The following is a 13,417-nucleotide window of genomic DNA, read 5'->3' on the forward strand; positions in this document are numbered from 1 at the left end:
TAGCGGTTGCACCATCAATCTCCCTCATGGTGAGCTTGTCGAAGGGCGAACCACGAACCACAGCGAATTACACATTAAGCAGCAGATATTCACGCTCCCACGGGCTGATAACTTCCATGAACGTCTCGAACTCAGCACGTTTGATGGCCGCATAGGTAATCGCGAAGGATTGCCCCAGCATGGCAGTCAGGTCCTTGTCGTGCTCGAACAATATGGTCGCCTCGATCAACCCGCGCGGCAATTCAATGAGATTGTCATTGACTGTCGTGGAAGCCGGAGCATCAGGCTCGATCTTGTTGTTCATGCCGAGCAGCCCGCAGGCAAGTGATGCCGCCAAAGCCAGATAGGGATTGGCATCTGATGAAGGAATACGGTTTTCCACGCGCCGCGCCGCCGGGTCTGAACGTGGCACACGGAACGCCGTTGTGCGGTTATCGTAACCCCATTTGACGTTAACGGGGGCCGAAGCCGCCGGTGTCAAGCGCCGGTAGGAGTTCACATAAGGCGCGAACATCACCAGCGAGGCTGGGACGTGCTTCTGCATACCGCCGATGAAATGCCTGAATGCTTCGCTCTCCGTACCATCAGGGTTGGAAAACACATTGCGGCCGGTCTTCTTGTCAACGATCGACTGATGAATATGCATCGCCGATCCCGGCTGACCCTGAATGGGCTTGGCCATGAAGGTGGCATACATATCGTGTTTCAGTGCCGCTTCACGGATCGTGCGCTTGAACAGGAAAACCTGATCGGCAAGTTCCACCGGATCGCCATGACGCAAATTGATTTCGAGCTGCGCAGCACCTTCTTCGTGGATCAGCGTATCGATCTCAAGGCCCTGACCTTCGGAGAAGTGGTAGATATCATCGATCAGCTCGTCGAATTCATTGACGCCCGCGATGGAATAGCCCTGACCGCCGCCAATGGCACGGCCCGACCGGCCAACAGGCGGTGTCAGCGGATAATCAGGGTCAGGATTCTTCTTGACCAGATAGAATTCGATTTCAGGCGCGACAACAGGCTTCAGGCCCTTCTTGCTATAGGCGGCCACGACGCGCTTCAGAACATTGCGCGGCGTAAACTCGACGGCTTCCCCATCCTTGTTCACGAGATCGCAAATGACCTGTGCGGTCGGATCGCTCTCCCAAGGCACAACGGACAGGGTGGAAAGGTCTGGCATCAGTTTAAGATCGCCATCATCTTCCGGATAGGAGAAGCCATGACCATCTTCAGGATAGTCACCGGATATCGTTGCCATGAACACGGCGGAAGGCAGCGCGAGCGATGTGTTGGAGGTGAATTTCTTCGACGGCATCATCTTGCCGCGCGCAACACCGGCCTGATCGGGTGTGATGCATTCAATGTCTTCGATATCCCGCCAGGCCAGCCATTCGGAAGCTTCTCGCCAGTTTTTCACGCCCCGCGTGGCTTTGACATAGGCAGGCGTGCGCCGCCGCGTTGAAGTCCGTGCGGGTTTCTTTTCAGGAGTTTCAGAAGGCATCAATCACCAGAATTTATTGCACTTTTAGGATGATAGATGAAAATTGCACGCTATGGGAGGGTGGGCAAAAGAAAATTGTGAGTGAGAGGTTTGGGTGTTGCGCGGCCAAAATCTTCCCCTCCGTCATCAGAGCCCCCAACTCTCCGTCATCCTCGGGCTTGACCCGAGGATGACGGAGAGTTGGTGGCTCAGGATTTTGTGGAAAGCGTTGCGAGTGTACGGGTTTTTCTTGCGCTTTGGGCCATATCTCCAGCCCTAGCAACTACACCGCGAGCGTCCGCTATATAGTTCGCGTCACCCGTTTCAAACGCATCTTTCAATAGTTCAGCTTGTGACGCCAGACTGTCGAGATAGCGTGCCGGATCGAAAGCAGTTGTTTTGAGCGGCATCATTGTTTCTCGAACTCCAGTGCAGAGTTGCAGATCACCAAGTATCAATCAATCCAGACTTTCGTCTAACCCGCTTACAAAAACCAAAACCGTCCGCAATTGCTTGCGGACGGTTCAGCGCGCCGTGCTGGTTCCAGACCGAAACCAGAGAAGGCCACGGTGAGCTTATTGCCGGGTCACAACAACCGGGATCAAAAGGTCGCCCCAGTTGCCGTCGCCACCATGGTGGCGGGCAGAGCGAACCAGCTCCACAGACACGCCGGCATCCACTGCCTTCATGACGGATTGGTTGAGGCGATGCAGATCATTCGCGACCATGCGAATGACAGCCTGCTGGTCTGCATTCATGGCCGATGATTGCTCCTCGGCCCGTTCCTTCACGCGTGTCTGCGGTGCCATGATCATGCTCCTTGTTTCTGGCGTTGCAGTGAGACAGTCAGTTTGACTATCCCGGGCAATCGAAATGATTGTCCTGACTGGACCGGCGGCATGTAAGGGCCTCGCCGACGGTCCGGATTGAGTGCCGTTATTCGGCTGCCGGGCGGAACTGTGCCGTCTCGGTCGATTCACCCATGGCTGTTGTCGAAGACTGTCCGCCGGTGATTGCCAGCGAAACCGCATCGAAATAGCCCGTGCCAACTTCGCGCTGGTGCTTGGTCGCGGTGTAGCCGTTTACCTCGGCTGCAAATTCCGCTTCCTGCAATTCGGAATAGGCGGACATCTGACGGTCCTTATAGCCGCGTGCCAGCTCGAACATGCCAAAGTTAAGCTGATGGAACCCGGCCAGCGTGATGAACTGGAACTTGTAGCCCATCGCCCCCAGTTCGCGCTGGAACTTGGCAATCGTTGCTTCGTCCAGATGCTTCTTCCAGTTGAACGAAGGCGAGCAATTATAGGCAAGCAGCTTGTTCGGATGTTCCTTGCGCACGCCTTCTGCAAAGCGCTTGGCCTGTTCCAGATCAGGCTTTGATGTTTCGCACCAGATCATGTCCGCATGCGGCGCATAGGCGATCGCCCGGGCGATGCAGGATTCGAGACCGTTCTTGACCTGATAGAAGCCTTCCGTGGTGCGTCCGGCATCATAGTCAACGAAGGGCCGGTCGCGCTCGTCAATATCCGAGGTCAGAAGTTTTGCGGCTTCCGCGTCCGTACGGGCGATAACCAGAGTTGGCGTTCCCATGACGTCGGCAGCAAGACGCGCCGCGTTCAGGTTACGAATATGCGCAGCAGTCGGGATCAGAACCTTGCCACCGAGATGGCCGCACTTCTTTTCCGATGCCAGCTGATCTTCATAATGCACACCGGCAGCACCAGCCTCGATAAAGGCTTTCATGATCTCGAAAGCGTTGAGCGGGCCACCAAAGCCAGCTTCCGCATCCGCAACGATGGGTGCGAACCATGTGTCAACCGACAGGCCTTTGCCTTCTGCTGTTTCAATCTGGTCAGCACGCTGCAACGTCTTGTTTATGCGCTTTGCCAGCTCTGGAGCAGCGTTTGCAGGGTACAGCGACTGGTCAGGATACATGGAGGATGCGGTGTTTGCATCCGCGGCAACCTGCCAGCCGGAGAGGTAAATCGCCTTAAGGCCCGCGCGCACCATCTGCATCGCCTGATTGCCCGAGAGCGCGCCAAGGGCGTTGACGAAATCGTCTTCATGGATGAGCTGCCAGAGGCGGTTGGCTCCGTTTTCAGCAAGAGTATATTTGATCTGAACGGAACCGCGCAGCTTTTTGACATCGTCAGGCGTATAGGGACGTTCAATACCATCGAAACGACCTCCAGGGGCATTTGGTACGAGGTTGTAAAAATCAGTCATTATCTTTCTCCAAGCTCTGTTGAGGCGATCGCAGACAGTTCAATTGGGAGTTTCGATGGCTGCGTTCATGTGACTGAATTTACATTGCAGCGCAGTAATTCCAATAAATATCGCCATATCAGGCGGATTTATCGAGTTAGCATGTCGTGGCTTTGACAAATATGGTTTGTAAATTTGTAAATTTTGTAATAGTGATTGCTACCGTAGGGTTGTGTAAATCTTGTCAATATTGCTGACATAAGGGGCTGATATGGCCGAGGGAAAGATATTTGCCGGTCCACGCATCAGGCGCATTCGCAACGAACAGGGGCTGACGCAGACGGCCATGGCCGAGGCGCTGGGCATTTCGCCGTCCTACCTCAATCTGATCGAGCGCAACCAGCGCCCGCTGACTGTCCAGCTGCTGTTGAAACTGTCATCCACCTACAAGATTGAGCTTGATACACTGCAGGTTGAAACCGGCTCGTCCATGGCTGCGCTGAAAGAGGTCTTCTCTGATCCTCTACTCAATGGCGAATTGCCCGGTGATCAGGAACTGATCGAGATTGGTGATGCCGCACCCAATGCGGCGGCAGGTATCGTCAAGCTTTATCGCGCCTATCGGGAATCGCTGGAGCGCCTGTCTGACCTTTCAGGCATGTTGGCAAAGGAGGGGCATGCGCCGTCCTTGTCAGCCACTCGTTTGCCGCTCAACGAGGTTCGCGAAGTGCTTGAGCGCAAACCCAACCATTTTGCCCGGATTGAAGGCGAGGTGGACAGCTTTATTCATCTTATCAAACCGGGCGACGATCTGGCTGGTGCCTTGAAAGCATGGCTGAAGAGCGAGCATGGGATCACCGTCCGCGTTTTACCCGTCGCGACCATGCCCAATTGGCGGCGGCGTTATGACCGGCATTCGCAGCGCCTGTTTATCTCGGAGCGCTTGTCGCCATTCGATCAATTGCGCGAATTGGCCATCGAGGCCGTACTCATTCGCATGCAGGTGGTGATCGCAGCGGAAATACAGGAACTGAAACTGTCTTCCGATGAAGCGCGCCGTATCGCGCGGTTCGAACTTGCGCGTTATGCGGCGCAAGCCTTGATGATGCCCTATCAGGCGTTCCAAACAGCGGCCCTGCGTGCCCGCTATGATGTCGACGTGCTGCGCTCGCGCTTTAATGTTTCCTTTGAACAGGCGGCCAATCGGCTGACAACGCTACAAAGACAGGGCGCAGCCGGTATTCCGTTTTTCATGCTCGAGGTTGACCATGCGGGCAATCGTTTTCGCCGGGCAGGGGCACAGAGCTATCCGCAATCGCGCTTTGGTGGGGAGTGCCCGAAGCTGGCGGTGCATGCCGCCTTTGCCCAGCCGGGGCAGATTCTGGTAGAAGCCATCGAAATGCCCGGCGGTGCCGAATTCATGACCATCGCCCGCACGCTGGAAGGTCCGCAGGGTGGCTTCAATGAGCGTCCGCGCCGCACGGCGATCCTGCTTGGCTGCGATATCGGCTTTGCCGATGAAACGGTCTATGGGGCGGCCCTTGGAGCGAAGGGGATCAGCGCAACGCCGGTCGGCCCTGCCTGCCGTCTGTGTGAACGCTCCGCCTGTCTATCGCGCGCCGAGCCGCCGGTTACCCGCCCGCTCGGGCTGGATGAAATGGTGACGGGTCTCAGCGCCTTTGATTTCCAGTGATGCCACTGGATTTGGCAACGGAAACAATGCAAAAAGCGACAATCTCCAGTCGTTTCCCAAGCTCAATAAAAGCTTGAAATTTGGCATTGTGCGCTCATGAGTGTTTCGTCCATACCGCTGCCGCCTGTCGCTGCACCTGATCCCGCCAAAAGCGCGTCGGATACAGCGCTCGGCTGTCTGCTGGTGGCGGGTTCTGCGATTGCGTGGAGCACGGGCGGCGCTCTCACGCGGTTTCTGGAAACCACTGACAATTGGACCGTGGTGTTTTGGCGTTCGGTCTTTGCCGCGCTTTTCCTGCTTTGTTTCATGCTTGTCCGCGATGGGCCAGTTGGAACGCTACGGCTTTTCCGGAATATGGGGCTGGCGGGAATAGGCGTCGGCATTTGTTTTGCCATCGCCTCGTCTTGCTTCATCGTTGCCCTGTCTTATACGACGGTTGCCAATGTCCTGTTGCTTCAAGCGGCAGTGCCGCTGCTGGCCGCATTGATTTCATGGGTGCTGTTTCGCGAGAGGGTAAGCCTTGCCACTTGGGGTGCGATTGCAGTTGTGATCGCCGGTGTCGCCATCATGGTTTCCGATTCGCTTGATGGTGAGGTTTCACCCATTGGTGATCTTCTCGCACTGCTGATTGCCATATCCTTCGCCTCTGCCACCGTTATCACACGGCGCAAAGCCCATTTGCGCATGACGCCAGCTGTTTTTCTCGGGACCGTCATGGCGGCCTGCGCGGCATCCCTCATGGCGGGGTCATTTTCGGTAAGTATGGGTGATTTTGGCTTCCTGATTGCCCTCGGTGCGATCAATCTCGGTCTTGGCCTCGCGCTGTTTGTCAGCGGAGCACGCCTCATTCCCTCGGCGCTGGCTGCACTGATTGGCACACTCGAACCCGTGCTTGGGCCCGTCTGGGTCTGGCTTTTGCATAATGAAGTGCCCGCCCAGCGCACCATCATTGGCGGCGGGATCATTCTTTGTGCGTTGCTTTTCCATCTCGGCTGGGAATACCGGCGTCAACGTTCGGGTTTGGCGAGAAATCGGGCTGCCTGACGGCCCCGTGCGCCAAAATGCTGCATTCAAAATTTCGTTCATCTGCAACTTTCAGCAAAGGAGTTGCTGCAACCCAGTTGACGAAGTGATCGCAATCTAAAAAGGTAGGGTAAACTTGGGAACCCCTGACACGGCTGAAAGATCAGGTGTCAGTAGCATGGAGGCATTTATGGGTATCAAATCCATTCTTTTAACGGCCACTTTTGCCCTTGGGCTTGCCACGGCGGCAGGCGCACAGGAACGCGTCGTCAACGTGTATAACTGGTCCGATTATATTGATGACACCATCTTGGCTGATTTCACCAAGGAAACCGGCATCAAGGTTGTCTATGATACCTTCGACTCCAATGAAATCCTCGAAACCAAGCTGTTGGCTGGCGGCACGGGGTATGACGTTGTTGTTCCAACGGCATCCTTCCTCCAGCGCCAGATTGCTGCCGGTGTTTTCCAGAAACTCGACAAGTCGAAGCTGCCGAATTTGAAAAACACATGGGACCTGATCAATCAGCGCATCGAGAAATACGATCCGGGCAATCAGTACGCCGTCGACTACATGTGGGGAACCACTGGCCTTGGCTATAATGTCGACAAGATGAAGCAGATTCTCGGCACGGACGAACGTCCGAACTGGGACATCCTGTTCAAGCCGGAAATGGCCGCCAAGTTCAAGGATTGCGGTATTCATGTTCTTGATTCCGCATCGGACGTGTTGCCATCAACGCTCGCTTATCTTGGTCTTGATCCGGATAGCAAGAATCCTGATGAACTCGCCAAGGGCGCGGACCTGTTGACGGCGGTTCGCCCGTCTATCCGCAAGTTCCATTCGTCCGAATATATCAATGCGCTGGCCGCCGGTGATATCTGCCTCGCGCTCGGCTATTCCGGTGACATTCTGCAGGCCAAGGATCGCGCAGAAAAAGCCAATGCCGGTGTAAAGGTCGATTATGCGATCCCCTCGCAGGGCGCGCAGATGTGGTTTGACGTGATGGCGATCCCTGCCGATGCGCCGCATGTGGCTGAGGCACACGAATTCATCAATTACATCCTGCGCCCGGAAGTGGCTGCCAAAGCTTCAAATGTCGTTTCCTATGCCAACGGAAACAAGGCTTCGCAGGAGTTCATCGACAAGTCCATTCTGGAAAACCCAGCGGTTTATCCGGATGAAGCCACGCTGAAGAAGCTCTTCACGGTGACGCCTTACGATACAAAAACGCAGCGGACAGTAACGCGGCTCTGGACCAAAGTCGTAACAGGCCAGTAAATTTCGAGAAAACCCCGGCAGAAAATGCCGGGGTTTTTAACATCAAGACCAAAGAAACTGCCGGGGCAAATCATGAAATCACTGGGAAGCTTTCGCCGTAAATTCGCACCTTGGAACGATCCTGAAGCAAAACCCTATATTTCCTTCGAAAATGTAACCAAGAAGTTCGGCGACTTCACCGCTGTCGATGATTTATCCCTGACGATTTATAACAGGGAATTCTTTGCCCTTTTAGGCGCTTCGGGCTGTGGCAAGTCCACGCTGTTGCGTATGCTTGCCGGGTTTGAAGAGCCGACCTCCGGTCGCATCCTGCTCGATGGCCAGGATTTGCGCGGTATTCCGCCCTATAAGCGGCCCGTTAACATGATGTTCCAGTCCTATGCCCTGTTCCCGCATATGACGGTGGAAGGCAATATCGCTTTTGGTCTCAGGCAGGACGGCATGCCGAAGAACGAGATCGAGGCGCGTGTCGCCGAAATGCTGAAGCTGGTGAAACTGGAGCAATTCGCCAAGCGCAAACCGCATCAGCTTTCCGGCGGTCAGCGTCAACGTGTGGCGCTTGCCCGCTGTGTTGCCAAACGGCCGAAAGTTCTGCTGCTGGATGAGCCTCTCGGCGCGCTCGACAAGAAGCTGCGCGAAGAAACGCAGTTCGAGTTGATGGACCTGCAGATGAAGCTTGGCCTCACCTTCGTGGTCGTGACACACGATCAGGAAGAAGCCATGACCATGGCCGACCGTATTGCCGTCATGGACAAAGGCAAGGTCAAGCAGGTGGCGACACCTGCCGAAGTCTATGAAGCACCAAATTCGAAATTTGTTGCCGACTTCATCGGCAATGTGAACATGTTTGAAGGCACAGTTTCGACTGTGGTTCCCGGCAAAGTCGATATCAACGTTCCTGCCGACAAGATCACCATCCGCACCGACGCAACACGCGATTGCTCGGCTGGCCAGCCGGTCGGCTTCGCTATCCGCCCGGAAAAAATCCGCCTCAGCCGCAAAGAGCCCGCTGATACCAGCATCAATGCTGCCCATGGCGAACTCTATGATATTGCCTATTTCGGCGACATGACCGTTTTCCATGTGCGGCTTGAAAGCGGACGCATCATCAAGGCGGCCAGCCTCAATGCGGTGCGCACGGTCGACAATCCACTTGGTTATGACGATATGGTTTGGGTCAATTTCGATACCGATGCCGGTATCCTGCTGACAGCATAGGGGGCGATGTCATGCAAAAATTGATAGCATCGGTCGTCAGCAGGCTGGTTATCAGCGTTCCCTATCTGTGGATGCTGATCTTCTTTCTCATCCCCTTCATCATCGTCTTCAAGATTTCACTCTCGCAGGTGACGATGGCAATCCCGCCCTATACGCCAACGATTGATATTTGGGCTGGCTGGCAAGGTTTCATCAACAGCATCTCGCAGTTCTCGTGGGACAATTATGTGTTCCTCGGAAGCGATCCGCTTTATGTCAAAGCCTATATCTCAAGCGTGATCATCGCTGGTATTTCGACGTTTCTGACGCTGCTCGTCGGTTATCCCATCGCTTACGGTATGGCGCGGGCCCCTGCCACTGTCCGCTCGACCCTGTTGATGTTGGTCATCCTGCCGTTCTGGACAAGTTTCCTTATCCGCGTCTATGCGTGGATCGGTATTCTGAAGCCCGAGGGCCTGCTCAACCAGTTTCTGATCTGGGCCAACGTCATCGATACGCCGTTGAATATTCTGAACACGAATACTGCTGTGCTGATCGGCATCGTCTATTCCTATCTGCCGTTTCTCGTGTTGCCGATTTATTCGACGCTGGAAAAGATGGATTATTCGCTCGTCGAAGCGGCTGAAGATCTCGGTTGCCCGCCGATCACTGCTTTCTGGAAAATCACATTTCCACTCTCACTGCCCGGCGTCGTCGCCGGGTGTTTCCTTGTCTTCATTCCGGCAGTGGGCGAGTTCGTTATCCCCGATCTGCTCGGTGGTTCTGAAACGCTGATGATCGGCAAGACGCTGTGGAACGAGTTCTCCGCCAATCGTGACTGGCCGCTATCTTCTGCGGTCGCAGTCGTTCTGCTGGCGCTGCTTGTGGTGCCGATTGTGCTGTTCCAGCGCTCGGAAGCCAAAGCCCAGGAAAGCGAGAAGTGACATGAACACAACCTGGTCCCGCTTTAATATTGTCTCATTGGTCATCGGCTTTGCATTTCTGTATCTGCCGATTGTCCTGCTGGTTGTGTTCTCCTTCAACGAGTCGCGCCTCGTCACTGTCTGGGCGGGGTTCTCGACCAAATGGTATGTATCCCTGTTCAACAATAAGAGCTTCATTGATGCGGCATGGGTGACCATCCGCGTCGGCCTGATCTCGGCAACAGTTGCGACAATTCTGGGAACACTCGGCGCACTGGCGCTGACGCGCTACACCCGCTTTCGCGGCCGGATGCTGTTTTCAGCGATGATCTATGCGCCGCTGGTCATGCCTGAAGTGATTACCGGCCTGTCGCTGCTTTTGCTGTTTGTGGCTATCGGTTTTGACCGGGGCATCTGGACGGTTACGCTCGCCCATATCACCTTCACCATGTGTTTCGTGGCCGTGGTGGTGCAGTCTCGTCTGGTGACGTTCGACCGCTCGCTTGAGGAAGCGGCGATGGATCTGGGTGCAACGCCTGTTACGACCTTCTTCAAGGTGACGCTGCCGGTGATCCTGCCAGCCGTTGTTTCAGGCTGGATGCTGGCCTTTACCCTGTCGCTTGATGATCTGGTGATTTCAAGCTTCACATCCGGGCCGGGTGCGACCACCTTGCCGATGCGCATCTACTCGCAGGTTCGCTTGGGAGTAACGCCGGAGATCAACGCTGCCTGTACCATCCTGATTGCCATTGTTGCGGTGGGCGTGGTCATCGCGTCGGTAGCCAATAAACGCCGCGAGGTGCAGAAGGCGCGTGACGAACAGGCAGCGGCCCGTCACTGAAAACCGGGGTTCAATTCGCCGGTGTGATAATCGGCGAAATGAACGGGTTGTCCCATGAACCGCCGATAAAGAAACGCGTGTGGTTGAAGGTCTGCACGGGCTTCTGGTCCGCGGGCGCTGCAGGTTGGGGGGTAGCCTCCGCCGGGGCTGGCGTTGTTGCGGGGGCAGGGGTTGTCGTCGCCGGTGCGGGCGCTGGTGTTGGGGCTGGAGCAGGCGTGGCGACCGGCATTGCGTAGTCTCCGGTCAGAGCCAGACTCTTGCCGATCAGCGTGACAATACCGGCAAAGTTCAAAACGCCTGATTTCATCTGGACCTGCGCCGTATCGAGCGCGGCTACACCATCCATGATATTGGCCTTGATCTCCATCCGGTCAAATGCCAGCCAGGCATCCGTTTTTTCGTTCAAGCTGAAAAACCGGTCTGTTTTGGCCTTGTTGAGCAGGTTGTTGAAATCGAGGCTTTTGATCTGCCCGGTGCCAAAACGCATGCTCAGCGTCCCCTTGGCGTTTTCCATTGCGGATGACCACCGGGTGATCGGGCCTTTAAGGACTACGGAGATTGTGCCTTTACCAAGCTCAAAACGGTTGCCCAGACCCAGCAATGGGGCAATGGATGCGCTGTTCACGTCGGTTCCGTTGAGGCGTAATTCGCCTGTGGCACCGCCATCGCCTTCTTCAGCCAGCTGAAAACTCGCCGCGACCGAACCGTTGAACGCCGATGCCTCGCCAATATCAAAAATAGCCCGACCGTTGCGCACCTGCGCCGTTGCCGCAACATTGGTGAGATTGATCGAACCTGCTGTCGCCTTCTGGGTGGAAACGCGTAAATCGACATTGGCCTGTTTAAGAAAACGGGTGTCGATAACCGCGTTCGAATTGGCTGAACCGTCCGGTAGCGGCATGAAGCCTGACAGAACAGAGCGAAGATCAAGTGTTTCGAAAGCCAGCGTTCCGGTAATGCTCGGCGTCCCATCATTCAGAACGATCTCAATGCCACCCTTGGCCGGATTGTCGTTGAGTGTTGCGGTCAGCCCGTCCATTTTCATGCGGTTGGCTGAGCCTGAAACGGTCGCATCAAGCGCAAAGCTGCCGATGGGCGCGCCGGGAATTGACGGTGTTTTCGACCATTCCAAGGTTCGGCGCAGGGAAGGCGAGGTCAGGGACAGGGTACCCTGAAAAAACTGGTTCTTCGAGATATTAGCTGAACCGTTAAAGGCGAGGGTCAAAGGCGTCGATGTGAGGTTGACCTGAAGCGGGCTCGTGCCGCCTGCCAGAAGCAGCAGGGCCTTGCTTGCCGAACTGTCGATCTCGGTTTCTTCACCATGCCAGATGGCATTGCCGCGAAAACTCGCAACACCCGATGTTTGCGGCCATTCGAAAACACCGCTGATGCTGGAAATCTGCTCTTCTGCACCATTGAGCGGGCGTTTGAACGTCACTACTGCGTCTTCAAGCCGTATGCGGCCGAAAGGCTGTGACGATACATTGCTCATATCCGGTTTTGCCGGATTGGCTTCGATAGCGGCCCGGGCTTCACGCATGACATCGCCAACGCGGCCATCGGTTTTGGCCAGCGATTCGCCGATTTGCGAAAGGCTCTTGATCGGTTCATCGATGACAAAGCGCGGGCGGATAAGCTTGGTCTCGGTGAATTCGGTGCGTCCCATCAGCGCCGAGATCAGCGACAGGTCAACCTCAATGCGTTCAGCTTTCATGAAGGGCGTGCCTCCACTCTGCCATGGGTTTCGTATTGTCACGTCGCCAAGCGACGCGGAAAAGACCGGAAAGAAAGAAATCTGCGGCGTTTGGCGGGATTCAACGCTGTAGCCCGTCCAGTTGCTGAGTTCCTGAATTAGCCGGGCGCGAATAACATCCGTGCTGACGAGGTAAGGTATGGCGGCAAGGAGACCCGCGGCAACGAGAGCCAATAGAATGATCGTTGCGAGAATGTTCCTCGGCCTGTACCAGGACATGAATATTTCCGATGTCTACACTGCTTCCGGGTGCGCGCCGGAAAGGTTTCACGCTTCACCTTCTACGGTTTAGCGATCATCCGTTGCAATTCAAGGCCTCCACGCCTTTAGCGGCCAATTTGTTGCAGAGCGTTTGCCATCACATTGAGGGTTGAATGAGGCAATCGGCGATTGCCTCAGGCTTTGTCAGGCACCGGAGCTAAGCATGTTCGAGAACATTCGCATGGGGTGCCGGTGCGCGTGACAGCCATGACGCATAGGATGTCCCGGCTTTTCGCAGCGTTTCGTCATCCGCTTTCATGGTCTCATACACGACAAAGGGTTCGGCCAAGGGAAGGCCGCAACGGTTGGCCATGGACCGCAAGGGGTTGAGCAATGCACTGACAGGCATCAGGTTGACGCCCTGCGGCGTGTAGGCTGCTGGTGTGTTGCCCACCGTGGTCGCGATGAACAGGGGCGTTCCCTCAAGTAACCGGCCCTCATTCTCGTAATTGATGTAATACATGCGGGTCAGTACGGCGTTTTGCCATGCCTGCAGGATTGGCGGTGCAGCATACCACTGGATCGGAAACTGATAGACAATGCGGTCAGCCGAAAGCAGGCGCTCGACTTCTGCGTCACTGTCGATGTTCCCGTCCGGATAGGCTGCCTGAACGTCAAACACTTCCGTGCCGGGGATTTGCATTGCTGCGTTGGCCAAAGCGCGGTTGGCGCGTGACTGTTTGAAATCAGGGTGGAATATGAGGATCAATGTTTTCATGATTGGCTTTCTCCTTTGTCTGGAGAATGCCAATCAGGGTT

General features: G+C 55.5%; 12 protein-coding genes. 6 read left to right on the plus strand and 6 right to left on the minus strand.

Features of this window, described 5'->3' with window-relative positions; translation table 11 throughout:
* Window positions 1-67 precede the first annotated feature (67 nt).
* The 4 genes from BLU05_RS18900 to aceA form a co-directional block, all read right to left on the minus strand.
* Window positions 68-1,501 carry a glutamine synthetase family protein gene (locus BLU05_RS18900; protein ID WP_091883409.1) on the minus strand — a complete coding sequence of 478 codons (1,434 nt, stop codon included), beginning with the start codon at window positions 1,499-1,501 and terminating at the stop codon, window positions 68-70.
* 188 nt (window positions 1,502-1,689) lie between these two features.
* Complete coding sequence (locus BLU05_RS18905) at window positions 1,690-1,893, minus strand: helix-turn-helix domain-containing transcriptional regulator (protein WP_091883412.1); 204 nt, start codon at window positions 1,891-1,893, stop codon at window positions 1,690-1,692.
* 162 nt (window positions 1,894-2,055) lie between these two features.
* Window positions 2,056-2,289: an SMc00767 family acetate metabolism repressor gene (locus BLU05_RS18910; protein ID WP_027230260.1), complete on the minus strand. Its 234-nt coding sequence runs from the start codon at window positions 2,287-2,289 to the stop codon at window positions 2,056-2,058.
* 127 nt (window positions 2,290-2,416) lie between these two features.
* Entirely contained in the window at window positions 2,417-3,706 is a 1,290-nt protein-coding gene (aceA, locus tag BLU05_RS18915; protein WP_091883415.1) for an isocitrate lyase, read from the minus strand.
* A gap of 250 nt (window positions 3,707-3,956) precedes the next feature.
* Here aceA and BLU05_RS18920 point away from each other — a divergent pair, with 250 nt between their 5' ends.
* The 6 genes from BLU05_RS18920 to BLU05_RS18945 all read left to right on the plus strand — a co-directional run bounded on the left by BLU05_RS18920 (window position 3,957) and on the right by BLU05_RS18945 (window position 10,644).
* Window positions 3,957-5,378: a helix-turn-helix domain-containing protein gene (locus BLU05_RS18920; RefSeq protein ID WP_091883418.1), complete on the plus strand. Its 1,422-nt coding sequence runs from the start codon at window positions 3,957-3,959 to the stop codon at window positions 5,376-5,378.
* A 96-nt stretch (window positions 5,379-5,474) separates the two neighbouring features.
* Window positions 5,475-6,422, plus strand: a complete 948-nt coding sequence (locus tag BLU05_RS18925; RefSeq protein WP_091883421.1) for a DMT family transporter — start codon at window positions 5,475-5,477, stop codon at window positions 6,420-6,422.
* A 169-nt stretch (window positions 6,423-6,591) separates the two neighbouring features.
* The gene (locus BLU05_RS18930; RefSeq protein ID WP_091883718.1) at window positions 6,592-7,683 is read left to right on the plus strand and encodes a polyamine ABC transporter substrate-binding protein; all 1,092 of its coding nucleotides are present in this window, start codon (window positions 6,592-6,594) and stop codon (window positions 7,681-7,683) included.
* A gap of 72 nt (window positions 7,684-7,755) precedes the next feature.
* Window positions 7,756-8,901 (plus strand): ABC transporter ATP-binding protein, encoded by a 1,146-nt coding sequence (locus tag BLU05_RS18935; RefSeq protein WP_091883423.1) that lies wholly within the window; start codon window positions 7,756-7,758, stop codon window positions 8,899-8,901.
* 11 nt (window positions 8,902-8,912) lie between these two features.
* Window positions 8,913-9,824 (plus strand): ABC transporter permease subunit, encoded by a 912-nt coding sequence (locus BLU05_RS18940; protein ID WP_091883426.1) that lies wholly within the window; start codon window positions 8,913-8,915, stop codon window positions 9,822-9,824.
* A 1-nt stretch (window position 9,825) separates the two neighbouring features.
* The gene (locus BLU05_RS18945; RefSeq protein WP_091883429.1) at window positions 9,826-10,644 is read left to right on the plus strand and encodes an ABC transporter permease; all 819 of its coding nucleotides are present in this window, start codon (window positions 9,826-9,828) and stop codon (window positions 10,642-10,644) included.
* A 10-nt stretch (window positions 10,645-10,654) separates the two neighbouring features.
* Here the strand turns inward: BLU05_RS18945 and BLU05_RS18950 are convergent, their stop codons facing one another.
* Together BLU05_RS18950 and BLU05_RS18955 are read right to left on the minus strand one after the other, a co-directional pair.
* Complete coding sequence (locus BLU05_RS18950; protein WP_091883432.1) at window positions 10,655-12,616, minus strand: AsmA family protein; 1,962 nt, start codon at window positions 12,614-12,616, stop codon at window positions 10,655-10,657.
* Between the two features lie 199 nt (window positions 12,617-12,815).
* The gene (locus BLU05_RS18955) at window positions 12,816-13,376 is read right to left on the minus strand and encodes an NAD(P)H-dependent oxidoreductase (RefSeq protein ID WP_175540667.1); all 561 of its coding nucleotides are present in this window, start codon (window positions 13,374-13,376) and stop codon (window positions 12,816-12,818) included.
* Between the last annotated feature and the right edge of the window lie 41 nt (window positions 13,377-13,417).

The organism is Phyllobacterium sp. OV277 (genome assembly GCF_900104355.1).
Classification (GTDB): Bacteria; Pseudomonadota; Alphaproteobacteria; order Rhizobiales; family Rhizobiaceae; genus Phyllobacterium.

Excerpts from the sequence above, each read along its gene's own strand:
- BLU05_RS18900 (WP_091883409.1), bottom strand. The coding sequence starts at position 1,501 with ATGCCTTCTGAAACTCCTGAAAAGAAACCCGCACGGACTTCAACGCGG.
- BLU05_RS18905 (WP_091883412.1), bottom strand. The coding sequence starts at position 1,893 with ATGATGCCGCTCAAAACAACTGCTTTCGATCCGGCACGCTATCTCGAC.
- BLU05_RS18955 (WP_175540667.1), bottom strand. The coding sequence starts at position 13,376 with ATGAAAACATTGATCCTCATATTCCACCCTGATTTCAAACAGTCACGC.
- BLU05_RS18940 (WP_091883426.1), top strand. The coding sequence starts at position 8,913 with ATGCAAAAATTGATAGCATCGGTCGTCAGCAGGCTGGTTATCAGCGTT.
- BLU05_RS18935 (WP_091883423.1), top strand. The coding sequence starts at position 7,756 with ATGAAATCACTGGGAAGCTTTCGCCGTAAATTCGCACCTTGGAACGAT.
- BLU05_RS18930 (WP_091883718.1), top strand. The coding sequence starts at position 6,592 with ATGGGTATCAAATCCATTCTTTTAACGGCCACTTTTGCCCTTGGGCTT.
- aceA (WP_091883415.1), bottom strand. The coding sequence starts at position 3,706 with ATGACTGATTTTTACAACCTCGTACCAAATGCCCCTGGAGGTCGTTTC.
- BLU05_RS18920 (WP_091883418.1), top strand. The coding sequence starts at position 3,957 with ATGGCCGAGGGAAAGATATTTGCCGGTCCACGCATCAGGCGCATTCGC.
- BLU05_RS18910 (WP_027230260.1), bottom strand. The coding sequence starts at position 2,289 with ATGGCACCGCAGACACGCGTGAAGGAACGGGCCGAGGAGCAATCATCG.
- BLU05_RS18925 (WP_091883421.1), top strand. The coding sequence starts at position 5,475 with ATGAGTGTTTCGTCCATACCGCTGCCGCCTGTCGCTGCACCTGATCCC.
- BLU05_RS18945 (WP_091883429.1), top strand. The coding sequence starts at position 9,826 with ATGAACACAACCTGGTCCCGCTTTAATATTGTCTCATTGGTCATCGGC.
- BLU05_RS18950 (WP_091883432.1), bottom strand. The coding sequence starts at position 12,616 with ATGTCCTGGTACAGGCCGAGGAACATTCTCGCAACGATCATTCTATTG.